This is a genomic window from Pseudomonas sp. UME65 (assembly GCF_014170225.1).
In the GTDB taxonomy this organism is placed as follows: Bacteria; Pseudomonadota; Gammaproteobacteria; order Pseudomonadales; family Pseudomonadaceae; genus Aquipseudomonas; species Aquipseudomonas protegens.
In genome coordinates this window covers 307275-332551 of the sequence record NZ_LZZQ01000016.1, presented here as the reverse complement: position 1 = coordinate 332551, position 25277 = coordinate 307275, and the positions used below count along the sequence as shown (strand labels likewise).

Here is a 25277-nt window from a genome sequence, read left to right as displayed (position 1 = left end):
GCCGGCAAGCCGGCTCCTACAGAACATTCATGCGATTCAATATGAGGCTCATGTGCCATGCCCTCCAACGCCTTCGCTCGCCCCGCATTCGGCCCGGCCCTGGCCGTAACGGTGTTTTCTTCCCTGGCGCCGCCGCTCTTCGCCGCCGATACCCAGTTGCAAACCGTCACCGTCCAGGCCAGCAGCCAGGCCGATGACGATGCCCTGCCCACCCGGCCACCGACCTCGGTGTATGGGGGCACCGAAACCAAGGTCCTGGACACCCCGCGCTCGATCACCCAGGTCAACGCCGAACAACTGACCAACGACCCGATCCGCAGCGCCGACGACCTGGTCAAGTACGCCCCGGGGATCACCCGCGGTGGCGGGCAGAACGCCGGTATCGCCCCGCAGTTCCGTGCCCAGGGCTCGGAAGTGTTCCAGGACGGCCAACGCGCCTATGGCGTACGCCATCCGGCCAACTTCAACGCCTACGAGGGCGCGGACATCGTCGCCGGGCCTTCTTCGGTGACCTACGGTTCGGTGTCCGGCAGCGGCGGCTACGTCAACTACCTGAGCAAGAAACCCGATTTCAGCGGGTTCAAGACCCGTCTGAGCGGCGAGCTCGGTGCCTGGGTGCCGGACGGCCAGTCCCGCGACTCGCGCAAGTTCAGCCTCGACAACACCGGCCCCCTGAGCGACCAGTTGGCCTACCGGGTGAGCATCACCCAGCAGCGCCAGCAGGACTACTACGACAACGTCGACAACAATTTCGATGCCTTCTACGGGGCCCTGGCCTGGCGCAACGACAACCTACGGGTGGACTGGAACGCCAGCTACGACAACTACTACGACTACAACATCACCCACGGCTGGAACCGCGCCACCCAGCAACTGGTGGACAGCGGCAAGTACTATGCCGGCCGCGCCACGCCGATCATCCAGAACGGCAATACCCTGTGGTCGCCGGTGCTGGCCTCCGGTGCCGCCAATGCCCCGACCCTGGGCTGGGTGCAGCGCCAGCGCAACGCCCAGGGCCAGTACAGCGTGGTGGATGGCAGCTTCCAGGCGGCCTCGCCCAACACCCAGGCCAGCCCCGGCACCCTGCGCGGCTGGGTCTATGACCCGAGCCTGGCGGGCAACGGCTTGACTTCCCTGTCGCCACAGGCCGGCCAGCGCGGCGAAGACCAGAGCAGTTCACGGCGCTTCACCACCCAACTGCGCATCGAGGGCGACCTGTCCCCCAGCGTGACCCTGGCCAACAGCACCTTCTACCAGCGCTCCCGGGACCTCACCGACGCGGTCGGGGCGTTCCAGGTGCAATCCCGGGACAACCTGCTGGACAACCGCTTCGAGCTGCGCTCGGGCAATGAAACCCGGATCGGCGACCTGACCCTGCGGGACGACAGCAACAGTGGATTGATCTACCGCCGCGAGTTCAACCAGTCGATCGCCGCCAACAATCATTTCGGCTCCACCATCAACGCCTACGACCTGACCCTGGACCCTTCGGGCAAGAACCCCGGCGACCTGCTGGGGCTCACCGGCAGCAACCCGGCCGGCGGCAACGGCGCCTGGATCGGCCAACCCGGGGTGCCGCAATACTCCAACTACTACGGCTGGCTCAACCTGGCGGCCATGTACCCCGCCGGCCACGGCCTGTACGCCGAATCCCTGGCGCCCTACACCGCCGAAAGCACCTGGACCACCAAGACCCTGTTCAGCCAGCACAACCTGCGCCTGGGCGAGCGGGTGGGCCTGAACATCGGTGCCAGCCGCAGCTGGATCGACGCCCGGATCGACAACCCCTTCGTCCTTGCAGGTGGCAGCGACCGGCGCGACAGCCACAACCACCGGCTGTTCGCGTTCCAGGTCAGCCCCTACGTCAAACCCACCGAGAACAGCACCCTGTACTACACCTTCGACCGCTCCCTGGCGGTCAACACCGGGTTCTTCTCCAACGGCCTGGGCTGGGGCAGCGGCAGTGGCGCCAACCAGCTCAACCCCCTGGCGTTCCAGAGCCTGAGCGTGCTGCATGAACTGGGGCTGAAGGTCGAAGCCATCCCCGACCAGCTGTTCATGACCCTGGCCACCTTCAAGCAGGCCCGGGACCAGTCCCCGGACAGCAACAACAACATCGCCCGGCTGATCATCAAGGGCACCGAGGCGACCTTGCGCTACCAGCCAGACCCGCACCTGCGCAGCGGCCTCAACCTGTCCCGGCTCAGCGCCTACAACGAATTCACCTCCCAGGCCGGCTTCGCCTCCGCCGGGTTCATCCCCGACAACGGCACCGTGTTCGGCGACAACAACAGCCTCAACCAGCGGCCCTCCGGGCGCTTCGACGCGGTGCAGATCCCCGAGTACACCGCCAGCGGCTACCTCGACTACCGCTTCGACTCGGGCTTTGGCGCCGAGCTCTCCGGCTGGTGGACCAGCAGCTGGTACCTGAACCTGAGCAAGACGGTGAAGGTCCCCGACGAATACAACCTCGACCTGGCCCTGTACTACCGCCAGCCCCAGTGGAGCACCACCCTGCGGGTGCTCAACCTGACCAACGAGTTGAACTTCGTCAGCGGCCTGGCCGGCTCCACCAACACCTTCCTGCAGCCCATGCCCGGACGCACCGTGCTGGCCCAGGTGGACTACCGCTTCTAGGCACTTTCCTTCTTCTGCGACCTCAGGACACTCCCCATGAGCATTGAATTCGTCGGCATGATCTTTCCCCGCCAATGGTCCGAAACCCGCGGCGTGCGCAGCCCGGACTTCGACCTGACATTCATCCGCGAGCACGCGCGCGCCCACGAACACGCGGGCTTTGACCGAGTGCTGATCGCCAGCGGCCCGGGCAGCGCCGACAGCCTGCAGATTGCCGCCTACGCCGCGGCCCACACCGAGCGCCTGGGCTTCATGATTGCCCACCGCCCGGCCCTCAGCGCCCCCACCGTGGCGGCCCGGGCCTTCGCCACCCTGGACCACACCACCGGCGGAGGGCGCATCCGCCTGCATGCTATTACCGGCATCACTGCCGAGCCCCAGGAAGGCGACACCCTGCTGGACAAGACCGAGCGCTATCGACGCACCGACGAGTACCTGGAGATCGTGCGCCGCACCTGGACCGCCGAAGAACCCTTCGACTTCGAAGGCCGCTACTTCAACCTCAAGGGCGCGTTTTCCCCGGTCAAGCCGCTGCAGCAGCCGCATATCCCCATCTCTTTTGGCGGCTCCTCGGACATCGCCTACCAGATCGCGGTCAAGCACGCCGACCTCTACGCCCTGTGGGGCGAGCCCCTGGAGGGGGTAGCCGAACAGATCGGCAAACTCAAGGCCGCGGCCAGCGCCGCGGGGGTGGCCGCGCCCCGGGTCAGCCTCTCGGTGCGGCTGATCCTGGGGGCCACCGAGGAATTGGCCTGGCAACGGGCCGAACAGATCCTGGCGCAGATCCGCGCCAACCCGCAGTTCGCCGCCGGCAGCCCCTGGCAGAAGCGCCTCAAGGGCACCGGCTCCGAACGCCTGCTGGCGGCCGCAGCCCGCGGCGACCGCCATGACCGCGCCCTGTGGATGCCCACCGCCAGCGCCGTTGGCGCCTACGGCGACACCACGGCCCTGGTGGGCACGCCGGAGACCGTGGCCCAGGCCCTGCTGGACTACGTCGACCTGGGCGTGACCACCTTCCTCAACCGTGGCTACGACCCTTATTACGACACCATCGACTATGGGCGCTGGATCATCCCCGCCGTCCGCGAAGCCGCCACCCGCCGCAAGCAACACCTGTAGAAGGCGTTTACGAGGCTGGCATCCGGCTTGGAGGCCCTTTCGCCGGCAAGCCGGCTCCTACAAGTGCGTTGACCTTTCCCACAACCCTGTAGGAGCTGGCTTGCCAGCGACGGCGGTTAAGAGGCTGACGCCCGGCTCAGGGGCCCTTTCGCCGGCAAGCCGGCTCCTACAAGCGCGTTGACCTTTCCCACAACCCTGTAGGAGCTGGCTTGCCAGCGACGGCGCTCGCAAGAGCACTGCCCGGTTCAGGGGCCCTTGGCCGCCTGCCAGCGCCTGCGCAAGCGGTGGCCGGGGAATCGGAATGCGAGTGATAGTCGATCATTTTCAACACTTTATCGGCGCCAGGCCGATGACCCAGATCACCACGAATACTCGCCAAAGCGTTAACATTCCACCCAGCCTTTGGCTTTGAACCTGTCATATCCACTTTATGCATCGCGCCCTTTGCTGCGCCATGACGGCATTTCCTCACCGGAGTCATGCACTTTGAAAACCTGGCACACACTTGTCGGCATCCTGCTGATCACCACGGCCACCCTGCTGCTGGAGATCCCTTCCGCCACCTGGCTGACCTCGGCCACCCTGAGCATGATCCTGGGCACCGCAGCCCTGGCCTACATGGCGATGTCCTGCCTGCTGGCCAGCCGCTGGGGCTGGGTCGAACGGCTGTTCGGCGGCCTTGACCGGGTCTACGAGGCGCACAAATGGCTGGGCATCTGGGCCCTGGCATTCGCCAGCTACCACCTGGTGTTCAAGGCCAACCTGGATGAATGGAACAGCGTGCCGATCCTCGAACTGTCCAAATACTGGACGCGCCTGGTCCGCCAGCTGAGCTACGTGGCCCTGGGCCTGATCGTGCTGCTGGCACTGAACCGCAACATTCCCTACAGCCAGTGGCGCTGGTGGCACAAGCTCTCCGGCCCGCTGTTCCTGATCGTCATCCTGCACTGGCTGAGCTTCAAATCGCCCATCACCCTGGATTCGCCCTCGGGTATCTGGCTGGCTCTGCTCTGCGTCCTCGGCGTGCTCGGCGCCCTATACAAGCTGCTGCTCTACCCCCTGGTGGCCAAGGCCGGCGAGTACCAGGTGACGGCGGTCCGGGTGGAGAAGAACTCCCTGCACCTGGAGCTGATTCCCCAGGGCCGGGGCTTTCCTTTCAAGGCCGGGCAGTTCGCCTTCCTCTCGATGCAGGAAAAAGGCCTGCGCGAACCCCATCCGTTCACCATCGCCAGCGCCCAGGCCCATGACGGGCGCATCGAATTCGTGATCCGCGCCCTGGGGGACTACACCCAACGCCTGCGCCGCCAGGTCAAGGTCGGCATGCGTGCGGACATCTACGCGCCCTATGGGCGTTTCAAGCGGCCGCAGGCGGCTGCCCGGGAAATCTGGATCGGCGGTGGCGTGGGCATCTCGCCGTTTATTTCCTGGCTGCAGGATGAAGCTGCCGGGCAGTTCGACAAGGCCACCCTGGTGTACTGCTACAACCCGTCCCGGGCCTTCCCCAGTGTCGACACCCTGCAGGGTATGGCCCAGGCCCGTGGAGTGAACTTCGTGGCCAACTGCGGCGGCACCGAGCCCCTGGCCCAGACCCTCAAGCGCACCGCGGCCGAAACCGATCCGCAGCAGATCCAGGTCAGCTTCTGCGGGCCCAAGGGCTTGCTGGGCCAGGTCCGGGAACTGATGAGCGAGTGCCGGATTCCCCAAGGCAACCTGCACTACGAATTCTTCGAGTTCCGCTGATCAAGCCGCTGGCGGCCCTGGCTGGCGCGGCTCGCGCAGCGTCACCCAGACCACCAGCGCCGCCAGCAGGGTCATCAGGGTCAGCACCTGCAACAACTGGCTGAAAGCCTGCCCGTACAGGGCCAGCACCCCCTCCCGGCCCAGCGCCGGCAACGCCGCCAGAGTACCGGGCAGGTCACCCCCGGCCAGTTGCCGGGCAGCCCCCATCAACGTCTCGGCGGGCAGCGCCTGATCCGCCAGGGCGTGCTGCAGCAGCCCCGCCAGCAGCGCCACCACCAGGGCCAGGGCAATGCCCTCGCCGGCCACCCGGGTGGTGCTGAAGATGCCGCTGGCCATGCCCGCGCGCTCCTTGGGCACCACGCTCACCGACAAGCCGTCCATCAGCCCCCAGGGCAGCCCGCTGCCGAGGCCGATCAGCAGCAGCGGCCAGATCCGATCGGCCGGCGCCTGGCCCGCAGCGATCCGGCTCAGCCACCACAGCCCGGCGGCAGCCAGCAACAGGCCCAGGCTCGACAGGTTGCCGGCGCTGCACCAGCGGCTGAGCCAGCCCGCAGCGAACGGCACCACCAGCATCGGCGCCGACAGGGCAAGCATCAGCAGCCCGGCATCGATGGCGCTGTAGCCTTCGACGCCGATAAAGCGGATCGGCAACAGGATCAGCAGCACCACGTAGCAATAGCAGGTGGCGATGGGCAGCACCTGCACCCCGACAAAACGCGGATAGCGAAACAGCGACAGATCCAGCATCGGCCGCGCTGCACGCCGCTCGACGACGATGAACAGCCACAGCGCCAGCAGCGCCCCCGCCAGCAACAGCAGAACCCAAGGGTTGCTCCAGCCGTTTTGCGGGGCCTGCAGGATGCCCCAGGTCAGCAGCACCAGCGCCAGGGTGAAACTCAGGGTGCCCGGCCAGTCCACGCCCTGGGCGTCGGGGTCGCGGGACTCTTGCATGCGCGGCACGCCAAAGGCCAGGGACAGGCCGCCGATCAGCGCCCCGGAGACAAAGATCCCGCGCCAGCCGGCCTGTTCCACCAGGATCCCGGCGAGGATCGGACCAAACGCCAGGCCGACACCAAAGGTGGTGCCCAGCAGGCTGAAGGCACGGGTTCGCGCCGGGCCGTCGAAGGCCTGGGCCAGGGCCGCCGAACCACCGGCCAGGGCGGCGGCACCGGCCAGCCCCTGGACCCCGCGCAAGAGGTTCAGCCACAGCAGCGACGGTACGAACACCAGGGCCAGGGAGCTCAGGCCGAACAGCGCCACGCCGAGGCTGAACAGGCGCTTGCGGCCAAATTCGTCGGCCAGGGTGCCGGCGGCCATCAGCACGCTGCCAAAAGTCAGCATGAAGGCATTGGTGGTCCAGCTCAGGGCCAGCGGGCTGCCCCCCAGTTCATGGCCGATGGCCGGGGTCGCCACCGCTACCCCGACAAAGGTCAGGGGCAGCATCAGGGCCGCCAGGCACACCGCGGCCAGCACGCCATGGGCGGACTGCCGGCGACTTTGGGCGGCCTGCCCCAGGGGTAATTCGAGTTGGGGATTCACACGGACCTCTCAAGCCCTGGCAACCAGGGGTGGGCTACGAAAAATCCATGGTAGGTATGCCGCAATCACTGAAAAACAGGGCATTCTTCCGCTCTTTACGGACAAAAACGCTGCAATCGAGGTGAACGATGGACAACCTAAACGGCTTGCAGGTGTTTGTCAGCGTGGTCCAGAGCGGTAGCCTGGTGGGCGCCGGCGAGCGCCTGGGGCTGTCTGCCTCGGCGGTGGGCAAGGCCCTGGCGCGCCTGGAGCAGCGCCTTGGCGTGCGCCTGCTGAACCGCAGCACCCGGCGCATCAGCCTGACCGATGAAGGCGCGCTGTTCTATGAGCGCGGCCAGCGCATCGTCGCCGAAGTCCAGGAGGCCGAGGCCGAACTGGCGCGGATCAGCGACAAGCCCCGGGGCCGGCTGCGGGTCAGCCTGCCGGCCATCGGCTATCGGATGCTGCTGCCGATCCTCCCGGAGTTTTCCGCGCGCTACCCGGACATCGAGCTGGACCTGGACTTCAACGACCGGCTGATCGACGTGATCGCCGAAGGCGTGGACGCGGTGATCCGCAGTGGCGAGCTGCCGGACTCGCAACTCAAGTCCAGGAACCTGGGGCCCTTCGGCTTCGTGCTGGTCGGCGCCCCCGGCTACTTCGCCCGGCGCGGCACCCCGCGCACGCCCCGGGACCTGGAGCAGCACGCCTGCCTGCGCTACAAGTTCCCCGGCGGCAGCTTGCTGCAGCAATGGAGCCTGCGCCTGCCCGACGGAGCCCCGCCGCTGGTGCTGGGCAGTGCCCTGACCAGCAACAACCTGGAATCGCTGATCCACGCCGCCACCCAGGGCCTGGGCATCGCCTACGTGCCCGAGTTCGTGGTCTGCGGGGCCCTGGCCGATGGCAGCCTGGTCGCGGTGCTGGACGACTACCAGCAAGAGCGCGGCAAGTTCTCCATCCTCTGGCCCAGCAGCCGTCACCTGCTGCCCAAGCTGCGGGTGTTCGTCGACTTTCTCGGTGAACGGCTGGAGCTGGGCAAGCACCACGCTTCCCGCTGATATCCCCTCGATGCCTGGCGCTGGCCGGGCAGTCGCCGGCCCCTGCAAAACATCAGCAAATGCAGATGCCAGCTTACCAATCCATGTATTCATCTTGATGTTTGCCCGCCGTAAGCTCGTCCTGGCCTGCTGCTGCAGGCCAGGCAATGTCGGTACGCCAAAAACAACAGCTAAAGGCCATCCCAATAACAATCTGATCTGCCGACTCCAGGAACCGCTATGTCAACTACCCCATCACGCCGCCCTTGCGTCGGCCTGCATCGTGGCGCCCGCCCCTTGAACGAGGTGCGCCATGACTGACTTCCTGCCCGCTCCGGGCACCGATGAACACTTGCTGCACCACCAGGGCTATCGCCAGGAGCTGCACCGCGGCCTGTCCCTGTGGTCGTCGTTCTCCGTGGGCTTTGCCACGGTCTCGCCAGTGGTGGGGATCTATTCGGTGATGGCCCTGGGCGCCATGAGCACCGGCCCGTCCTGGGTCTGGATCGTGCCCCTGTGCCTGGCCCTGCAGATGCTGGTGGCGCTGGTCTATGCCGAACTCGCCTCGCAGTACCCCCTGGCCGGCGGTTGCTATCAATGGGTCAAGCGCCTGGCTGGAGACCGCTGGGCCTGGTTCACCGGCTTCATGTACCTGGCCTCGGCCCTGGCTTCCCTGACCACCGTGGCCTACCTGGGCGGGTTCTGGCTGTGGCTGTTCGTCACCGGCACGCCGCCTTCGGCCAATGCCCAGGTGGCCAGCGGCGCCGTGCTGCTGGCGTTGGGGCTGGGGGTCAACCTGTTGGGGATCAACCCGCTGAAGTACTTCGTCAACGCCGGGATCATCGCCGAAGCCATCGCCTCCATCGGCATCGGCGTGCTGTTGCTGCTGTTCTTTCGCAACCACTCCTGGTCGCTGCTGCTGGAAGGCCTGGGCAACAGCGCCAGCGGCGATGGCACCTACCTGAGCGGCTTCGTCACCGCCATGGCAGTGGGCGGCTGGGCCTTTCTCGGCTTCGATGCCTGCTCCCAGGTGTCCGAGGAAACCGCCGATGCCCGCACCTCCACGCCGCGGGCCATCCTGCGCTCGATGCTGCTGGTGGGGCTGACGGTGATGCTCACCGCCTTTGCCGTGACCCTGTCGTTCACCGACACCGCGGGCCTGGTGGCCGGCCAGGTGGTGGACCCGGTCACCCCCGCGGTGGTGGATGCCTTTGGCGCCTGGGCCGAGCGGCCCTTCGTCGGCGTGGTGCTGGTGGCGTTCATTGCCTGCGTGGTCTCGGTACAGACCTATATCGGCCGCGCGGTATTCGGCATGGCCCGGGACTCCATCCTGCCCGCCTCGGCGTTCCTGCGCCGGGTGGATGGGCGCAAGGTGCCCTTCGCCGCCATGCTCGTTTGCACCCTGTTCGCCAGTTTCGGCCTGGCCCTGGGCCTGAACGCCACGGCCGTGGGCACCCTGATCGCCTTCGGCAGCGGGGGCTTCTTCATGGTGTTCCTGATTGTGATCGGTTGCGCCCTGGTCCATCGCCTGCGTGGCCGCTGGCGGCCCGACGCCGGGGTCTTCAACCTCGGCCGCTGGGGCCTGCCGGTGAACCTCGCGGCCTTTGTCTGGCTGCTGTTCGAGAGCGTCAACGTGGCCTGGCCCCGGGAATCCCTGGCGCCGCCCGGAGCGCCCTGGTTCCAGGTCTGGGCAGTGGTGCTGGTGTTCTCGACCCTGGCCGTGCTGGGCCTGACCTACATGGTCCTGGCCAAGCCCTACCTGCGCCGCGACAGCAGCGCATCCGACCGCGGCTGAATCCTCATGCGCTGTCAGCGACAGCGCATTCCCTGCCCGCTACTGGCCCGGCGCCTGCTGCGCCGGCCGCTTCACGCCTGATGTTTCTGGAGACCATCGATGCCCCCGTCCATCCATTACTGGAATTACCCCACCGAGATCTTCTGCGGCGCCGAGGCCCTGCACGGTCTGGCCCAGCGCTGCGCCCTGCTGGGCATGGCCAGGCCCTTGCTGGTCACCGACCCGGGCATGCTCGAACTGGAACCCTTTGGCCTGTTGACCGCGCACCTGGAGCAGAGCCGCCAGGGCTTTGCGGTATTTGCCGAACTGGCCAGCAACCCGAGCCTGGACGATGTGCAGCGCGGCGTCCAAGCCTTCAGGGCCGGCGGCCACGACTCGCTGATCGCCCTGGGCGGCGGCAGCGCCATGGACGCCGCCAAGGGCATCGCCCTGGCCACCGTGGACCCGCAAGGGCTGCAGCGTTTCGAGTGGTCCCGGGTGATCGAGCATTACCCGAGCCTCAGTGACTTTCCGCGCCTGGGCCTGCCGCCCCTGATCGCCCTGCCCACCACTGCCGGCACCGGCTCCGAACTGGGCCGCGAAGCGGTACTGACCGACAGCCAGCAGCAGGTCAAGCGGGTCATCAGCCACCCCGAACTGCTGCCCGCCTGCGTGATCCTCGACCCGCTGCTGACCCGCGGCCTGCCGCCCGCGCTGACCGCCGCCACCGGCATGGATGCCCTGACCCACCATATCGAGGCGTTCTGCTCGCCGCTGTACCATCCGATGTCCAGCGCGATTGCCGTGGAAGGCATGCGCCTGGTGCAGCAGCACCTGCGCCGGGCAGTGAGCCACGGCCAGGACCTGGACGCCCGGGAAGGCATGCTGGTGGCCTCGGCGATGGCTGCGGTGGCCTTCCAGAAGGGCCTGGGTGGCGTCCACGCCCTGGCCCACCCGCTGGGCGCCCGCTATCACCGTCACCACGGCCTGCTCAATGCCGTCCTCCTGCCCTATGTGCTGGTGGCCAACCAGCCGGTGATTGCCGAGGAGATCGGGCGCCTGGCCCGTTACCTGGACTTGCCCCGGGGGGATTTCCAGGGGTTCCTGGACTGGATCCTGGCCCTGCGCGCCGAGCTGGGCATCCCCCACTGCCTGGCGGATATCGGCCTGGACAGCCATGAAGCCGAGTGGGTCGGGGCCCAGGCCCTGGCGGATATTTCGTCCTCCGACACCAATGCCCGACCGCTGAGCGCCGCCGACTACAGCCAGATCTTCCGCAACGCCGTGCACGGCGTCCTGCCAGGAGCCCGCCCATGAAACCGGCCCTGTTTATCGACGGCCACTGGGTCGATGGCGACGGCGCGCCGATGCCGGTGCATGACCCGTCCCTGGGCCAAATCATGGCCCAGGTACCGGCGGCCAGCGCCCATCAGGTGAACCTCGCGGTGCAGGCCGCGCGCCGGGCCCTGCCCGGGTGGCGCAGCCTCAGCGGCGCCCGGCGTGCCGAGTACCTGCAAGGCTTCGCCCGGCACCTGCAGCAACGCCGCGAAGGGCTGATCGCCCTGCAGATGCGCAATAACGGCAAGCCGCGGCACGAAGCCGAACTGGACCTGGACGACGCCATCGCCACCTTCGACTACTACGCCGGCCTCGCTGCCCAGCTGGACGCCCGCCAGGATCAACCGGTGCCCTTGCAGGCTCCGGGCTTCAGTGCCCACTGCAGGTTCGAGGCCCTGGGCGTTGTGGGGCTGATCGTGCCCTGGAACTTCCCCCTGGTCACCAGTGCCTGGAAGCTGGCCCCGGCCCTGGCCGCGGGCTGCACGTTGGTGCTCAAGCCTTCGGAAGTGACGCCCCTGATCGAGCAGGTCTACGGCGAAATCGCCGACGCCCTGGGCTTGCCGGCGGGCGTGTTGAACCTGGTGGCCGGCGCCGGCGAAACCGGCGCAGCCCTGAGCCAGCATCCGGGGCTGGACAAGCTGTCGTTCACCGGCAGCACTGCCACCGGCCAGCGAGTGATGGCCAGCTCCGCCGCCTTCTGCCGGCCACTGACGCTGGAGCTGGGGGGCAAGTCGCCGATCCTGGTATTCGCCGACGCCGACCTGGACCAGGCAGTGCACTGGATCATCGGCGGCTTTTGCTGGAACGCCGGGCAGATGTGCTCGGCCACCTCGCGGCTGCTGGTCCACGAGTCGATTGCCGATGCTTTGCTGCAGCGGTTGCGCAGTGCCCTGCTGGCCCTGCGGGTCGGCAACCCCCTGGAGCAGGAAGTGGACATGGGCCCCCTGAGTTGCCAGGCCCAGTGGCGCACGGTGTGCACCTACCTGGAACAGGCCAGGAGCGAGGGCCTGGAATGCCTGGTGGGCGGCCATGCCCTGCCCGGGCCGGGCTGGTTCGTGGCGCCCACGGTGTACACCGATGTGCCCACCAGCAGCAGGTTGTGGCAAGAGGAGATCTTCGGCCCGGTGCTGTGCATGCGCCGTTTCAGTGACGAAGCACAGGCCCTGGCCCTGGCCAACGACAGCGCATTCGGCCTGGTGGCCACTGTGATCAGCGCCGATCTGCAGCGCGCCGAACGGGTCGCCGCCGCCCTGGACGTGGGCCACGTGTGGATCAATTCACTGCAGGCGGTGTTCGTCGAAACCTCCTGGGGCGGCACCAAGGGCAGCGGCATCGGGCGGGAACTGGGCCCCTGGGGGCTGGCTGCCTATCAGTCGATCAAGCACCTGACCCGCTGCCTGGGCTGAAGCGCAGGATCAGCCGCCATGCTCTGCCAGCAGGTCGGCGATGAAGGCCTTCAGCGCTTCGCCACGGGCATGCCCGGCGTGGGTGATCATGCTGTGCTGCACCTCGTAGCGCAGCGTCTCGGGGTGCAGCACGCGCATCTGCCCGGCCGCGACCCAGGGCTGGGCATAGTGGCTGGGCAGGTAGCCCAGGTGGGTGCCCGCCAGTACCCCGTGGACCACCGCCTCCATGTGGTAGGCGGTGGCCGAGGCGCGCTGGGGCGTTACCGGCAGCACCTGGCTGGCGGGCAGGAAACCGTGCTTGATCCAGTCACAGGCCTTGATGTGCGCAAGCTCTGGCTCCAGGACAGGAAACAGCGGGTGCGAGGCGCCGCAGAACAGGGCGATTTCCTCGGCGTACAGTGGCTGATAGTCGAGGGTCGGCAGGCTGCGGCTGAAATAGGAAATGGCCAGGTCCAACTGGCCGTCGATCACCGCCCGCTCAAGCTCGGTGGGCGAATTGATGAACACATGCAGGTGCAGGTCGTGCTCACGGCGATAGAAGCGCGCGATGGCCGCGTCGATGCGTGCCGCGGGCAAGGTGGCGATGTTGTCCGCCAGCCCCAGGTACAGATCCCCCACCAAACGCCCGGACAACTCCTGGGCTTCGCTCTTGAACGCCTCCACCGCGCCGAACAGCGCCTGGGCCGCCGCCAGGATCCGCTGGCCCTTCTCGGTCAGGCGAAAGCCGCCCTTGCCGCGCTCGCACAGCCGATAGCCGAGGCGTTTTTCCAGGCTGGAGATGTGCATGCTGATATTGGACTGGCTCATGTTCAGTTCGGCCTGGGCCGCGGTGAAACCGCCGCACTTGACCACTACGGAGAAAATCCGCAGCAGGCGCAGGTCCATGTCGGTGACGTTTCTAAGCACAGGGGGTTTCCAGGAGTCGCGGGGCTGAACCAGGGGGCTATTCAACGGCAGCGCCCGGGCCGCGTCAAATCCATCGCGGCTTGCGTGATCGATGACATTGCAGGGACTATGCAACGCCTTCTTGCCACCTTGGATCGCTTGCCAATGGACTCACACCCCACGCCCGCGCTGTGCACCGAACGCTTGCTGCTGCGCCCCCTGGAACTGGCGGACGCCGACGCCATCCAGCAGCTATTCCCCCAGTGGGAGGTGGTGCGCTACCTCAACGCCCTGGTGCCCTGGCCCTACCCGGCCGACGGCGCCCTGAGCTTCCTGCGGGACATGGCGCTGCCGGCGATGGCCCGGGGCACGGAATGGCACTGGACGCTGCGCCTGCGCAGCAACCCCGGGCAGATGATCGGCAGCATCAGCCTGATGGACGAAGCCGACAACAACCGCGGCTTCTGGCTGGCCCCGCCGTGGCAGGGCCAGGGCTACATGAGCGAGGCCTGCAAGGTGGTGGACCACTATTGGTTCGAGGTACTGCAACGGCCCTTGATGCGGGTGCCCAAGGCCGCGCCGAACCAGGGCTCGCGGCGGATTTCCGAACGCGCGGGCATGCGCCTGATCCGCTCCGAGGACGGTGAGTTCGTCAGTGGGCGATTCCCCGTGGACATCTGGGAAATCACCCGCGAGCAATGGCGCCGGCTCAGGTAAAGCGCACCCCGGGACGGGGGCGCTGGTCCACCGTCAGTTCGAACACATCCGGGCGGGCGTAATGGCCGACCACGTCGTAGTCATAGCGCGCCCGCACCAGGTCGGCGGTATCGATCTGCGCGCTGATCAGCCCGGCCCGGCCCACCAGGGGGCCGGCCAGTACGTCCCCCATGGGCCCGACGATCACGCTGCCGCCGGCAATCAACGGCCGTTGGGCCGGCCAGTTGGCAATCTCCAGCCCCAGCTCTTCGGGCGAGGCCTGCACCTGACAGGCGCTGACCACGAAGCAGCGCCCCTCGTGAGCAATATGGCGCATGCTCACCTGCCACATTTCCCGCTCGTCCACCGTGGGCGCACACCAGACTTCGATGCCCTGGGCGTACATCGCGGTACGCAGCAGCGGCATCATGTTTTCCCAGCAGATCACCGCGCCCACCCGGCCGACCTGGGTGTCCAGCACCGGCAGGGTCGAGCCGTCGCCCTTGCCCCAGATCAAGCGTTCGGTCCCGGTGGGCATCAGTTTGCGATGCTTGCCCGAAAGCCCCTGCTGCGGGTCGAAATACAGCGCCGTGCAGTACAGGGTGCTGCCACTGCGCTCGATGACACCCAGCACCAGGTTGGCTCCGGTACGGGCGGACAGCGCGGCCAGGGCATCGGTTTCCACCCCGGGGACCTCGATGGCATTGGCGAAGTAGCGGGCAAAGGCCTCGCGACCCTCCGGCAGGCGATAGCCCAGCTGGGTGCCGAAGCCTTCGCCCTTGGGGTAGCCCCCCAGCAGCGCTTCGGGCATCACCACCAACTGCGCGCCGGCTTCGATGATGGCGGCCTCGTACGAGAGGATCTGTTCCAGGGTGGCGGCCTTGCCTTCAGGCAAGGCCCCGATCTGCAGGGCAGCGACAACGGACTTGGGCATGGGATGACTCCTTGAGCAATCAGGTGTTGCCCATTCTGCTGCCGCCCCTGATCATCGATAAACCCCACTCCAGTGCTTAATGATATGAACCAGATGAATATCGCCAGTGTCGACCTCAACCTGCTCAAGGCTTTCGAGGCGCTGCATGACGAGTCCAGCGCCAGCCGCGCCGCCTTGCGCCTGGGGGTGACCCAGTCAGCCATGAGCGCTGCCCTGCGCCGGCTGCGCGAGCTGTATGGCGACCCGCTGTTCGTGCGTACCGGGCGCGGGCTGGCGCCGACCCTCAAGGCCAATCAGTTGAAGCCCGTGGTCAGCGAAGCCTTGAACAAATGCCGCCAGAGCCTGGCCATGGTCGCCCCCGACACCGCCGACTATCAGGGCCGCTCGGTAACGCTGGGGCTGTCGGATGATTTCGAGATTGCCTTTGGCCGGCAGATGATCGAGGCCGTGGCCCGGCGGGCGCCAAAGCTGCGGCTGATCTTTCGCCAGAGCCACAGCCAGATCGTCGCCGAGGCGCTGTTGCAGCGCAGCGTCGACCTGGCCATCAGTGCCGGCGGCTTTGCCGAACGCCTGCTCAGCCGCCAGGTGCTGGGGGAAGGCCATTACCTGTGCCTGGCAGACCCGGCCAGCCTGGCCCCCGGGCAACAGCAGATCAGTCTTGAGGAGTTTGTCGCACGGGAACACCTGCTGGTGTCGTCCCAGGGGTTTATCGGGATTACCGATGAAGGCTTGGCCAACCTGGGGCTAAGCCGCCAGGTGTGCGCCTCGACCACGCACTTTGCCGCCTTGCCCTTTCTGCTCAAGGGCAGCCAGGCGGTGGCGACCATTCCGGCCCATGCCGCCCGGCGCATCGCCGAACTCACCGGGCTGCAGTTGCTGCCCTGCCCCCTGGCCCTGCCGCGCTACCCGATCGAGCTGGGCTGGCGCACCAGCCCGCAGACCGACCCGCTGCTGGTGAAGGTACGCGAGGCGATTGTCGAGAGTTTTGCCCTTACTTGTTCGCCGCCATCAGGCGATTGACTTCACTGCGCACCATGTTCGAGTACTCCGGCGGCGACATGCCGTCGAGCTCGGCGCGGACCCACTCGGCCCACTTGCCCTTGCGCTTGCCACGCTCGCCGAACAGCCGCGCGGCCTCGCCCTTGGCCTTGCCCAGGTTGCTCTGCCACAGGTCGAACAGACGGGACTTCTCGTCCTCGATGGCGGCGCGCTCGGCCAGGGTCTTGTTAGCCAGATTGAAACTCATGGGAAATTCCTGCTGCGTAAAATAGGCGCCATCTTACACTGTAGGGGCTACGGGTTTTACCCCGGGGTCGCCAAGGGGGCGTAAAACAACTGCAACTTTTGCCCCCGCGCCGGACTCCATTGCTTGCTACCCATTCACCTGTAGCCGCTGGCGGATGCGTTGTGCACCAGCGGCGATATTTCCAAGGAAAAAACTTCATGGCTCGTAAATCTGCCGCGCAAGCGGAAAACGATCAAATCAAGGACCAGGCCTTCAGCGAACTGCAGGCGCTGATCGAAGAATCGGAAAAGCTGCTCAAGGGCAGCGCCAGCCTGGTGGGCGAAGAAGGTGAGAGCCTGCGCCAGCAAGTCAGCCTCAAGCTCAAGCAGGCGCTGGATTCGGTCAGCAATGTGCGCGAGCGCAGCAAGCCGGTGGTGGATGCCACCGAGCAGTACATCGGTGGCCACCCGTGGCAGACCGTGGCCATCTCCGCCGGTTTCGGCCTGGTGGTAGGCCTGTTGCTGGGCCGTCGTTCCTAAGCCCCCACGCAACGTTGAGGCCAGGTACGCCAATGGCGGCCTGGCCTTTTTCATGCCTTCAGTCCTGGGCCAGCGCCCGCAATTGCTGCAACTGCTCGGCGGGAATGGCGATGCCCGCGTGCTGCGAACGCTCGCGCTGCTGATGCCGGCGATCCCCCGGCAGGCGCTTGAGCCCCACCGCATGCATCTGCCGCACCAGCTCCTGGCTGCGCTCGGCAAAACTCTGCCCGGCAGCCTTGCTCGGGTCGATGACGATCAGCAACTGGCCAGTCCAGGGCGTCTTGGCCCCCGGGTGGCCGGACCAGTCGAATTCGAAGGAGAAGTTGCCCCCGGTCAGGGCTGCCGCCAGCAGCTCCACCATCATCGACAGAGCCGAGCCCTTGTGCCCGCCAAACGGCAGCAAGGCGCCACCTTCAAGAATCGCCCTGGGGTCCTGGGTCGGCTGGCCCAGGCTGTCGACACCGATGCCCGGCGGCAGGCGCTCGCCCTTGCGCGCGGCGATCTGCACGTCGCCATGGGCAATGGCGCTGGTGGCCAGATCGAAGACGATCGGCTGGCCCTGCGCCTGGGGTGCGGCGAAGGCGATCGGGTTGGTGCCGAATAATGGCCTGTCGGCGCCGTGAGGCACGACGCAGGTCATGCTGTTGACCACGCTCAGGGCCACCAATCCTTCCTCGGCGAAGGGTTCGACATCCGGCCAGAGTGCGGCGAAGTGGTGCGAATTGCGGATAGCCAGCACGGCGATACCGGCGCTGCGGGCCTTGCTCACCAGCAGCTCGCGGGCGGCAGCCAGGGCCGGCTGGGCAAAGCCGTTGCCGGCGTCGACCCGGACAAAGGCCGCCGCCACATCCTCCACCACCGGCACGGCCTGGCCGTCGACCCAGCCACTGGCCAGGGTCGAGACATAACCGGGAATGCGGAACACGCCATGGCTGTGGGCTCCGTCGCGCTCGGCGCCGGCACAGTTCTCGGCCAGGCAGCGGGCCACTTCGGCACGGCAGCCGTGGCGTTGGAAAATCGTTTCCAGCAACTGCACCAGGGCCGGTAAAGAAAGGTATTGGGGCGGTGTTTCAACAACCACGGACGATGCAGACATCTGAAGCTCCAGAGTAATTATTGGAGGGGGCGACAGCGTGTGAACCTGGCGATTAAACAACGCCGCACTCCAACCCTGTCAACCACTGCCGGCGCCTTGCAGGGAAGGTGCCAGGATGGCCGGAACAACCATCCCCCTGGAGCAAAAAAAAGGCCCCCTGTGCGCTGCCGTGGCAAGGCACAGGGGGCTGTATCAGCCTGGCTCAGTCCTTCTGGTCGCGCAGCACATTGCCCGAGGCGCCGTCGATGCGAAACTCATAGACACTGCCATCGGACTTGCGCCCTTCGCCTTCCCAATAGCCATCGTTGTCCGCTTCGATCTTGTAGATCTCCACGTAGCCGGCTTTGGTCTTTGCGGTTTCAATGGCTTTTTCAATGGTGATCCAACCGGCCCCCGGACGGTCGGCCAGGGCCGCTCCGGCGCCCAGCAGGCTGGCGGTGGCAAGCAATGCGGCAAGCGTCTTCTTCAACATGGTCCATCTCCTTGTGTATTCACTTTCGATACAGAGCCTGGTTTTAGGGCGTGCCAGATGAAAATAAGTTCACTTTGATGCTCATTAGCCATGACGGTTGTTCTCCAAGACTTGCCGCGGAGGGTAGAATGCGGGAAATCAGGAAGAGTCAATGAGCGAACAGATCCTCTCAGAAGCCGAATACGACGCCATCACCCAAGCGGCAGCCCAATGGTGCATGCGCCTGCATGAACCCGACTGCAGCGACGCGGAGCGTCTGGCCTTTCAGCAATGGCATGATGCCGACCCCCTGCACGCCTTCGAATACGAGGCGATGCGGGAAATATGGGAAGTGGCCGATCAACTGCCCCCCTCCACCCTCACTGCCGCACCAGCCCCCGCACCGGTCAAGCTCGTTCCCCGGCGCACCTGGCAGCAGTATGGCGTGGCGGCGGCCATCGCCCTGTGCGCCCTGCCCCTGGCCGCATACAGCGGCTGGGAACTGGGCTGGGTGCCGTCCTCCTACCAGCGATTCGAAGCCGGCGACAGCCTGCGCAGCGTGACCCTGGCCGATGGCAGCCAGGTGCAACTGAACCTGGGCAGCACCCTGACCTACAGCAACTACAAGGACCAGCGCCGGGTCACCCTGAAAAAAGGCGAAGCCTTCTTTAAGGTCAGCCACGACGCCAGCCACCCGTTCGTGGTCAAGGCCGCCAATGGCCAGGTCAAGGTCACCGGCACCCAGTTCAATGTGTGGATGTACGAGGACCAGGTGCGGGTCACCCTGCTCCAGGGCTCGGTCCTGGTGAGCAGCAACACCGCCCTGCCCGGCGAAGGTTTCCGCCTGGAGCCGGGCATGCAGGCCAGCTACAAGGCCGGAGACTACCAGCCGCAGATCAGCCAGACCTACAGCAACGACAGCTCCCTGGCCTGGCGCGAAGGCAAGCTGGTGCTGGACAACCTGGCCCTCACCGACGCCCTGCCGCTGATCAACCGCTACCTGGACACTCCGGTGCAGGTCGCCGACGCCAACACCGGCAAGATCCGCGTCGGCGGCATCTACAACACCCGGGAAATCAAGAGCCTGCTGACCTCGCTGCCCAAGGTGCTGCCGGTCTACCTGACGCGCAATCGCGATGGCAACCCGGTAATCAACTCACTGCCCCAGTCCCCGCCAAAAAGCTGAAGGCCGCCCCGTTGCCGGGGCGGCCTCCTCTTGATGCTCACGCTCAATCGTTACTGGCGCGCCAGTACCGCCCCCTTGCGCGGCTCTTCGATCACCTGCAACTGATACTGGCCATCGGCACGGATCTGCGCTTCGGTAAAGGGCAGCACGCTCCACTGGTTGCGGGCGAATGCAGCGGTCTGGTCGCGAAAATGCGCTGAGGCCGGGTCACTGGACAGGGAGAACGCCAGCAGCCCCAGGGCGCGCGGCCCCTGCTCGTCGAAGCTGACCACGTTCAGGTAGCTGGTACCGCTGACCACTTCACGCTTGCCATCGGCCGCCGGCACGCTCTGGATGGCGTTGTACACCCCCAGGCTTTCAGGGCCGCCGGGCACCGGGGTCGGCTGGCCGCCCTGGCTGACCTGCTGGATATCGCCCCAACGAACGTCACTCCCCAGCCCGGCCTCGGCGACCTGCTGCGCCGAAGCCAGCATCGACTCGCGCAGTGCCCGGGCCACCGCTGGCCGGCCAATGGCCAGGCCCCGTGGGGTGTGCTGGGGATCTTTCGGGTCAAAGGCCACGCGCCACACGCTGGGGTCCTGCAACAGCGGCTGCATGATGCCCTGGAAGTGCACGAAGCCCAGGCCGGCCTGCAACCCCGCGCTGCGGTCCCAGGCTTTCAGGCTGGCGCACACCGACCCCAGGCGCTGGGCATCCGCCCCCAGGTCCTGCTCACAGAACTGCAGCAGATCGGGCATCACCTGGCCGGCCAGGTACACCTGATCGTCCGTGACCAGGTGCTGCAGGTCACTGACCTGGGCCTTGTGCATCCGGCTCAGGCGATCCAGAGCAAAGCGCGCGCGCATCTTCAGCGGCACGTCCTGCTCGCTGATCACCGGCGAAAAGCCTTGCAGCGGCGCCGCCGGGTTGACCATCCAGGCCGAATCGTTGGAATGCTGCAAGTAGTCGTTGCGCGCCAGTTGCGGCAACTGGCTGGCGGCGAAGATCCCCGGTTGCGCCGCTGCCGGGTCGATATCCCAGGCGCAGGCACTGCGCGAGCCATCCAGAACGATGACCCGGGTGCCGGCCCGCGGATCACTGCACTGCGCCAGCTTGGCCTGGGTGACGTTGGGCACCACCGACTGGTTCATGTACAGCGCCCGGCCCTGGTCGTCCACCGCCAGGGTGTTGACCCAGGGAATGCCCTGCAACTGGTGCACGCTGTCTTGCAGGCCGGCCACGCTGCTGGCCTGGTTCATCGCGTACCACTGGGCCAGCACCCGGCTGTTGTCCAGGTTGGCGTCGCGCAGGCTGTAGGCATATTGATGATCCCAGTCCAGTTCCCCCGGCCACTGCACGATCGGGCCGAAGACCGAGCTGTAGAGCGTGCGCGTACGCGGCTGCAACTGGCCGTCCGGGCCCTTGCTCTGCACGGTCAGGGTCTGGCGCTCCAGGGGCAGCGAACGACCGTCCAGCAGGTAGCGGGTCGGGTCCTTGGGGTCCAGTTGCAAGCGGTACAGGGTGAAGTGCTTGGAGGCGTCCACGGTGTGGGTCCAGGCCAGGTGCTGGTTGAAGCCGATATTGATCAGCGGCAGGCCGGGCAAGGCCGCGCCCATCACATCCAGTTGCCCGGGAATGGTCAGGTGCATCTGGTAGAAGCGCATGCCGCCGACCCAGGGGAAATGCGGGTTGGCCAGCAGCAGCCCACGGCCGTTGAACGAACGCTCGCTACCGATGGCCACCGCGTTGCTGCCACGGTCCAGGGCGAAACGCTGCTGGCGTGCCGCGGCCAGTTGCCAGTGCTCGGCCGGCAGCCCGGCCTGGGCCGTGGCTCCAGGTGGCGTGGCCCCGGCAAGGGCCTCGGCGAACTGCCCGGCACCGCCTTCCACCAACAGGCGTCGGGTCAGTTTCACTAGGTCCGAGGTGGCCAGCGGCCGCACCCAGTCACCCCGGCATTGCTCGGGCAGGCCCTGGGCCTGGCGCTCCGCCAGCTGGCGGTTGTAGCCCTCCACGTAACCCTGCATGCGCTCGCGCATCGCCGGGGTCTGGGCCTGCCAGAAGGCCGCCACGGCCTGGGGAGTGTTGAGCCAGCTGAAGAACAGGTCGCTGCTGAGGTTGTCGCGCTGTTCCAGGGTCTGGCCCTCGGCGCCGAAGTATTGCGAGCGCTGGGCGTTGACCGTCAGCACCTCATTGGCCATCAGGCACAGGTTGTCCTGGGCGTAGGCGTAGCCGATGCCGTAGCCCAGGCCGCGCTCGTCGTCGGCACGGATGTGCGGCACACCAAAGCTGGTGCGGCGAATCTCGGCGCGGGTCTGCTCGGGCTGCGCCAAGGCATGGGCGCCACCGCTGAAGCTTAGAAACAGGGCTGCAAGGCAAAAACTCGGTAACTGCCTGGAAATGATCACGCCGACTCCTGATGCAAAAATACAGAACCAGGACTGGTGTGCAGGAGCGGTTGGCAACGCCGCCAGTCTGGGAATCCAGCCGCGCACGGATCACCCGACGCCTGCCTGCCCATAAAGACGAAATGCTTGAAAAAAATTTAATCCGCAAAGGCCAAAAGCCCCGCCATCACATGTCAGCGACCTGATACCGACAAATTTTCTACATTCAGGACTTCATGATTTGCCGTGCTCGTTCGTCTAGTTACTAGAGCATCCATCATTCTTTTCCTGATCAGGCTCTGATAAGGAGTTTTTGCATGTACAACCCGCAACTGCCAATGGACGGCAACACCGTGAACAGCACGCCTTCCCTGAATGCCGGCGCCGGTGTCTTCGGCAAGAACGCCGAGCGCAACAGTAATGAACGAATCAAGCACCTGCTCAAAAGCTTCGGCCTGCGTACCAGCCTGATTCGCCTGAAAGTCATCGACGCCCTGCTCACCGCGGCCCAGAGCGACCGCTCCCTGGGGGTGCGCGGCATCCACAGCCAACTGCTGGAACTGGACATTCCCCTGTCCTTTCTCAGTGTGCGGGAGGTGCTCAAGCGGCTGTGCAGCGAGGGTGTACTGACCCTCAATGCAGACAAGAGCTACAGCCTGCACCAGCAGGCCGCAGCGGTGCTCGACGGTCTCTCCTGAGGCCGTCGAGCCCGGGCTCAGGGCTTGACCTTGCGGCGCATCACGCCGTTGATCACCACCACGACCACCGCCACGCCAATGGCGATGTACTGGAACAGCTTCTCGCTGATGATGCCGTTGTTCTGCAGGTAGGAAAGGCCAAGCATGATTCCCAGTACCACCAGGGAAATCAGAATCGAGTAGATCAAGCGTTGTTTCTGAGTCATTGCCGGGTCCTGAAGCTGAAATTGTATCTGCCGTGTATCAAGATCGATGCCAAGCACATACCCGGATTCGGGGATGTGCCGGGCAAATCGGGGTCACATGGTACAGGCGCGAAGGAGTTTTTTCTTCCTTGTCGTCCTGCCGTGTTCCCCGAGCCCTTTGAGGATTGATCCATGTTTCGTCGAATCACGCTGCTGATTCCCCTGCTGGCCATGCTGACCCTGTCGGGCTGCATCATCATGCCCCACGATGGCGGGCACCACCGCTACTACGACGGCGGCCCGGGCTACTATCACCGCTGAGTCATCCGGCCAGCCCATCGGCCCCATGAGCCGCCCGATCTCGCCACCAGCGCCCGCCTTGTCGCGGGCGTTTTGCTGCCTGGCGCCCGACCATTCAGGGGCAAGAAATGTGATTGCCCGGGCGGGCGAACAGCTCCACCAGCCAATCGATGAATACCCGCAGGCGGGTCGACAGGTGCCGCTGGGGCGGGTACAGCGCGGTCAGCGGCAATGCAGGCAGCGGGTAGTCCTCCAGCACCCGCTGCAGGGTCGCGTCCTGCAACTGCCGGGCAACGTGGTAGTACGGGGTCTGGATCAGCCCGTAGCCGGCTTCGCAGGCCGCCAGGTAGCCATCGGCGCTGTTCACCGCCACCCGCTTGGGCAACTGCACCGGCTGCAACTGGCCGGCGAAGAAGAATTCCAGGCCATAACGCTTGCCGCTGACATTGGAGAAATACTCCACCATCTGATGCCCTTGCAGCTCTTGCGGAGTACGGGGAACCCCCCGCTGGCGCAGGTACCCGGGGCTGGCACAGGTGACTTGCTGCAACTGCGCCAGCGGCCGCGCCACCAGGCTCTCGTCCAGGGCGGGGCCGCCGCGCAGCGCACAGTCCACGCCCTCGCGGATCAGGTCCACCGGGCGGTCATTGAGGCCGATCTCCAGTTCGATCTGCGGATAGCGCGCGGAAAACTCCGGCAGCGCCGGTATCACCAGCAACCGGCCGATGCCCACCGGCATATCGACACGCAACAGTCCACGGGGGTTGTGCCGGGCCAGGGAGAACGCCGCCTCACTCTCCTCCAGGTCCGCCAGCAAGCGTACGCAACGCTGGTAATAGGCGGCTCCGTCCAGGGTCGGGCTGACCTGGCGGGTGGTGCGGTGCAACAACTGCACCCCCAGATGGGCCTCCAGTTGCTTGATCAGAATGGTCACCGAAGCCGGCGGCATCTGCAGACTGTCGGCAGCCTTGGCAAAGCCGCCCAGCTCGACGATACGGGTAAAGACGCGCATGGCGTTGAAACGATCCATGGAGCAAACCTGCCGATTATTTAGAATTCAATAATAGTGATAGCGCTTTTAGCCTGTTTATCGGTTTTTTGTCGAGTAGCACACTGCAGGCTCTTTCCCCTTACCGGAGCATTCATCGATGCGCACTCGACAACTGGGCCAGGACGGCCCGCAGGTTTCCGCCATTGGCCTGGGCTGCATGGGCATGAGCGATTTCTACACCACCGGCAACGATCCCCGGGAGGCCGTCGCCACCTTGCATCGGGCCCTGGAACTGGGCATCAACCTGCTCGATACCGCCGACATCTACGGCCCCCACAGCAACGAAGAGCTGATCGGCCGGGCCATTCGCGGCAAGCGCGAACAGGTGTTCCTGGCCAGCAAGTTCGGCATTGTCCGCGACCCGGCCAACCCGGCGGCCCGCGGGGTCGACGGCCGGCCGGAATACATCCGCGCCGCCATCGACGGCAGCCTGCGGCGCCTGGGGGTGGACACCCTGGACCTGTACTACCAGCACCGGGTCGACCCGGACGTGGCCATCGAGGAAACCGTCGGCGCCATGGCCGAGCTGGTCCAGGCCGGCAAGGTGCGCTACCTGGGCCTGAGCGAAGCCTCGGCGGCAACCCTGGAGCGGGCGCACAAGGTGCATCCGATCAGCGCCCTGCAAAGTGAATATTCGCTATGGAGCCGGGATCAGGAAGACAACGGCTGCCTCGCCGCCTGCCAGCGCCTGGGCATCGCCTTCGTGCCCTACAGCCCACTGGGCCGGGGTTTTCTCACCGGGGCCCTGAAAAGCCCGGAAGACTTCGCCGCCGACGACTACCGGCGTTTCAACCCACGTTTCCAGGGCGAAAACTTCCAGCACAACCTGCGCCTGGTGCAACAGGTGCAGCAGTTGGCGGCGGACAAGGGGGTGAGCAGCGGGCAACTGGCCCTGGCCTGGGTGCTGGCCCAGGGCGATTACCTGATTCCGATTCCCGGAACCAAGCAACGGCGGTATCTGGAGGAGAACGTGGCGGCGCTGGAGGTGAGGCTGAGCGCCGAGGAACTGGCGTCACTGGAGCAGATCTTCAGCCCGCAGACCACCGCCGGAACCCGGTACGCCGAAGAGGTAATGGGCTTGCTGGGGCGTTGAAAGCAG

At 66.1% G+C, this 25277-nt stretch carries 23 protein-coding genes; 14 read left to right on the top strand and 9 right to left on the bottom strand.

Translation table 11 applies throughout. From position 1 onward, the window contains the following. Positions 1-57 precede the first annotated feature (57 nt). The 3 genes from A9971_RS26700 to A9971_RS26690 all read left to right on the top strand — a co-directional run bounded on the left by A9971_RS26700 (position 58) and on the right by A9971_RS26690 (position 5496). The gene (locus tag A9971_RS26700; protein WP_183000173.1) at positions 58-2637 is read left to right on the top strand and encodes a TonB-dependent receptor plug domain-containing protein; all 2580 of its coding nucleotides are present in this window, start codon (positions 58-60) and stop codon (positions 2635-2637) included. A 36-nt stretch (positions 2638-2673) separates the two neighbouring features. Next, a complete protein-coding gene (locus tag A9971_RS26695; protein ID WP_183000172.1) occupies positions 2674-3756 on the top strand; it encodes an LLM class flavin-dependent oxidoreductase in 1083 nt (360 codons plus the stop codon). Between the two features lie 486 nt (positions 3757-4242). After that, the gene (locus tag A9971_RS26690) at positions 4243-5496 is read left to right on the top strand and encodes a ferric reductase-like transmembrane domain-containing protein (RefSeq protein WP_011061206.1); all 1254 of its coding nucleotides are present in this window, start codon (positions 4243-4245) and stop codon (positions 5494-5496) included. Here the strand turns inward: A9971_RS26690 and A9971_RS26685 are convergent, their stop codons facing one another. Further along, entirely contained in the window at positions 5497-7035 is a 1539-nt protein-coding gene (locus tag A9971_RS26685) for an MFS transporter (protein WP_183000171.1), read from the bottom strand. Between the two features lie 128 nt (positions 7036-7163). Here A9971_RS26685 and A9971_RS26680 point away from each other — a divergent pair, with 128 nt between their 5' ends. The 4 genes from A9971_RS26680 to A9971_RS26665 all read left to right on the top strand — a co-directional run bounded on the left by A9971_RS26680 (position 7164) and on the right by A9971_RS26665 (position 12569). Then, entirely contained in the window at positions 7164-8072 is a 909-nt protein-coding gene (locus A9971_RS26680) for a LysR family transcriptional regulator (RefSeq protein ID WP_015635546.1), read from the top strand. 292 nt (positions 8073-8364) lie between these two features. Then, on the top strand, positions 8365-9846 hold the full coding sequence (locus A9971_RS26675) for an APC family permease (RefSeq protein WP_183000170.1): 1482 nt from the start codon (positions 8365-8367) through the stop codon (positions 9844-9846). 99 nt (positions 9847-9945) lie between these two features. Further along, positions 9946-11142 carry an iron-containing alcohol dehydrogenase gene (locus A9971_RS26670; protein WP_183000169.1) on the top strand — a complete coding sequence of 399 codons (1197 nt, stop codon included), beginning with the start codon at positions 9946-9948 and terminating at the stop codon, positions 11140-11142. After that, positions 11139-12569, top strand: a complete 1431-nt coding sequence (locus A9971_RS26665) for an aldehyde dehydrogenase family protein (protein WP_053151551.1) — start codon at positions 11139-11141, stop codon at positions 12567-12569. Before A9971_RS26670 ends, A9971_RS26665 begins: the two co-directional genes overlap by 4 nt. A gap of 9 nt (positions 12570-12578) precedes the next feature. On the opposite strand, the gene A9971_RS26660 is transcribed toward A9971_RS26665, so the two are convergent. Continuing rightward, the gene (locus A9971_RS26660; RefSeq protein ID WP_011061200.1) at positions 12579-13475 is read right to left on the bottom strand and encodes a LysR family transcriptional regulator; all 897 of its coding nucleotides are present in this window, start codon (positions 13473-13475) and stop codon (positions 12579-12581) included. Between the two features lie 144 nt (positions 13476-13619). On the opposite strand from A9971_RS26660, the gene A9971_RS26655 reads away from it, so the two are divergent. Beyond that, positions 13620-14171, top strand: a complete 552-nt coding sequence (locus tag A9971_RS26655) for a GNAT family N-acetyltransferase (protein ID WP_011061199.1) — start codon at positions 13620-13622, stop codon at positions 14169-14171. On the opposite strand, the gene A9971_RS26650 is transcribed toward A9971_RS26655, so the two are convergent. Beyond that, positions 14164-15084, bottom strand: a complete 921-nt coding sequence (locus A9971_RS26650) for a carbon-nitrogen hydrolase family protein (RefSeq protein ID WP_011061198.1) — start codon at positions 15082-15084, stop codon at positions 14164-14166. The two genes, A9971_RS26655 and A9971_RS26650, sit on opposite strands and share 8 nt — an antisense overlap. 84 nt (positions 15085-15168) lie before the next feature. Between A9971_RS26650 and A9971_RS26645 the strand changes: the two genes are divergently transcribed. After that, complete coding sequence (locus A9971_RS26645; RefSeq protein WP_183000168.1) at positions 15169-16104, top strand: LysR family transcriptional regulator; 936 nt, start codon at positions 15169-15171, stop codon at positions 16102-16104. On the opposite strand, the gene A9971_RS26640 is transcribed toward A9971_RS26645, so the two are convergent. After that, positions 16076-16330 carry a hypothetical protein gene (locus A9971_RS26640; RefSeq protein ID WP_011061196.1) on the bottom strand — a complete coding sequence of 85 codons (255 nt, stop codon included), beginning with the start codon at positions 16328-16330 and terminating at the stop codon, positions 16076-16078. The genes A9971_RS26645 and A9971_RS26640 overlap by 29 nt on opposite strands. 197 nt (positions 16331-16527) lie before the next feature. On the opposite strand from A9971_RS26640, the gene A9971_RS26635 reads away from it, so the two are divergent. Continuing rightward, on the top strand, positions 16528-16848 hold the full coding sequence (locus A9971_RS26635; RefSeq protein WP_011061195.1) for a YqjD family protein: 321 nt from the start codon (positions 16528-16530) through the stop codon (positions 16846-16848). A gap of 58 nt (positions 16849-16906) precedes the next feature. On the opposite strand, the gene A9971_RS26630 is transcribed toward A9971_RS26635, so the two are convergent. Next, positions 16907-17944, bottom strand: coding sequence for an Ldh family oxidoreductase (locus tag A9971_RS26630; protein ID WP_011061194.1), 1038 nt, complete (start codon positions 17942-17944; stop codon positions 16907-16909). Positions 17945-18146: 202 nt separating this feature from the next. Further along, complete coding sequence (locus tag A9971_RS26625) at positions 18147-18416, bottom strand: PepSY domain-containing protein (RefSeq protein WP_011061193.1); 270 nt, start codon at positions 18414-18416, stop codon at positions 18147-18149. Positions 18417-18567: 151 nt separating this feature from the next. Here A9971_RS26625 and A9971_RS26620 point away from each other — a divergent pair, with 151 nt between their 5' ends. Beyond that, entirely contained in the window at positions 18568-19581 is a 1014-nt protein-coding gene (locus tag A9971_RS26620; protein WP_011061192.1) for a FecR family protein, read from the top strand. 50 nt (positions 19582-19631) lie between these two features. Here the strand turns inward: A9971_RS26620 and A9971_RS26615 are convergent, their stop codons facing one another. Next, positions 19632-21965 carry an acylase gene (locus tag A9971_RS26615; protein ID WP_183000167.1) on the bottom strand — a complete coding sequence of 778 codons (2334 nt, stop codon included), beginning with the start codon at positions 21963-21965 and terminating at the stop codon, positions 19632-19634. 296 nt (positions 21966-22261) lie between these two features. Here A9971_RS26615 and A9971_RS26610 point away from each other — a divergent pair, with 296 nt between their 5' ends. Next, entirely contained in the window at positions 22262-22642 is a 381-nt protein-coding gene (locus A9971_RS26610) for a hypothetical protein (protein ID WP_011061190.1), read from the top strand. A 17-nt stretch (positions 22643-22659) separates the two neighbouring features. Here A9971_RS26610 and A9971_RS26605 read toward each other — a convergent pair whose 3' ends face one another. After that, a complete protein-coding gene (locus A9971_RS26605) occupies positions 22660-22848 on the bottom strand; it encodes a hypothetical protein (protein WP_015635538.1) in 189 nt (62 codons plus the stop codon). 171 nt (positions 22849-23019) lie between these two features. Here A9971_RS26605 and A9971_RS32970 point away from each other — a divergent pair, with 171 nt between their 5' ends. Beyond that, on the top strand, positions 23020-23148 hold the full coding sequence (locus tag A9971_RS32970; protein ID WP_011061188.1) for a hypothetical protein: 129 nt from the start codon (positions 23020-23022) through the stop codon (positions 23146-23148). 94 nt (positions 23149-23242) lie between these two features. Here A9971_RS32970 and A9971_RS26600 read toward each other — a convergent pair whose 3' ends face one another. Next, positions 23243-24157, bottom strand: coding sequence for a LysR family transcriptional regulator (locus A9971_RS26600; RefSeq protein WP_041118100.1), 915 nt, complete (start codon positions 24155-24157; stop codon positions 23243-23245). 118 nt (positions 24158-24275) lie between these two features. Here A9971_RS26600 and A9971_RS26595 point away from each other — a divergent pair, with 118 nt between their 5' ends. Then, positions 24276-25271 carry an aldo/keto reductase gene (locus A9971_RS26595; protein ID WP_015635536.1) on the top strand — a complete coding sequence of 332 codons (996 nt, stop codon included), beginning with the start codon at positions 24276-24278 and terminating at the stop codon, positions 25269-25271. Positions 25272-25277: the final 6 nt, after the last annotated feature.

Bases quoted from the DNA above. Each gene is read 5' to 3' on its own strand.
- A9971_RS26595 (WP_015635536.1), top strand. From the start codon at position 24,276: ATGCGCACTCGACAACTGGGCCAGGACGGCCCGCAGGTTTCCGCCATT.
- A9971_RS26670 (WP_183000169.1), top strand. From the start codon at position 9,946: ATGCCCCCGTCCATCCATTACTGGAATTACCCCACCGAGATCTTCTGC.
- A9971_RS26630 (WP_011061194.1), bottom strand. From the start codon at position 17,944: ATGTCTGCATCGTCCGTGGTTGTTGAAACACCGCCCCAATACCTTTCT.
- A9971_RS26600 (WP_041118100.1), bottom strand. From the start codon at position 24,157: ATGGATCGTTTCAACGCCATGCGCGTCTTTACCCGTATCGTCGAGCTG.
- A9971_RS26645 (WP_183000168.1), top strand. From the start codon at position 15,169: ATGAACCAGATGAATATCGCCAGTGTCGACCTCAACCTGCTCAAGGCT.
- A9971_RS32970 (WP_011061188.1), top strand. From the start codon at position 23,020: ATGTTTCGTCGAATCACGCTGCTGATTCCCCTGCTGGCCATGCTGACC.
- A9971_RS26620 (WP_011061192.1), top strand. From the start codon at position 18,568: ATGAGCGAACAGATCCTCTCAGAAGCCGAATACGACGCCATCACCCAA.
- A9971_RS26625 (WP_011061193.1), bottom strand. From the start codon at position 18,416: ATGTTGAAGAAGACGCTTGCCGCATTGCTTGCCACCGCCAGCCTGCTG.
- A9971_RS26700 (WP_183000173.1), top strand. From the start codon at position 58: ATGCCCTCCAACGCCTTCGCTCGCCCCGCATTCGGCCCGGCCCTGGCC.
- A9971_RS26640 (WP_011061196.1), bottom strand. From the start codon at position 16,330: ATGAGTTTCAATCTGGCTAACAAGACCCTGGCCGAGCGCGCCGCCATC.
- A9971_RS26605 (WP_015635538.1), bottom strand. From the start codon at position 22,848: ATGACTCAGAAACAACGCTTGATCTACTCGATTCTGATTTCCCTGGTG.
- A9971_RS26650 (WP_011061198.1), bottom strand. From the start codon at position 15,084: ATGCCCAAGTCCGTTGTCGCTGCCCTGCAGATCGGGGCCTTGCCTGAA.
- A9971_RS26655 (WP_011061199.1), top strand. From the start codon at position 13,620: ATGGACTCACACCCCACGCCCGCGCTGTGCACCGAACGCTTGCTGCTG.
- A9971_RS26635 (WP_011061195.1), top strand. From the start codon at position 16,528: ATGGCTCGTAAATCTGCCGCGCAAGCGGAAAACGATCAAATCAAGGAC.
- A9971_RS26680 (WP_015635546.1), top strand. From the start codon at position 7,164: ATGGACAACCTAAACGGCTTGCAGGTGTTTGTCAGCGTGGTCCAGAGC.
- A9971_RS26695 (WP_183000172.1), top strand. From the start codon at position 2,674: ATGAGCATTGAATTCGTCGGCATGATCTTTCCCCGCCAATGGTCCGAA.
- A9971_RS26675 (WP_183000170.1), top strand. From the start codon at position 8,365: ATGACTGACTTCCTGCCCGCTCCGGGCACCGATGAACACTTGCTGCAC.
- A9971_RS26610 (WP_011061190.1), top strand. From the start codon at position 22,262: ATGTACAACCCGCAACTGCCAATGGACGGCAACACCGTGAACAGCACG.
- A9971_RS26665 (WP_053151551.1), top strand. From the start codon at position 11,139: ATGAAACCGGCCCTGTTTATCGACGGCCACTGGGTCGATGGCGACGGC.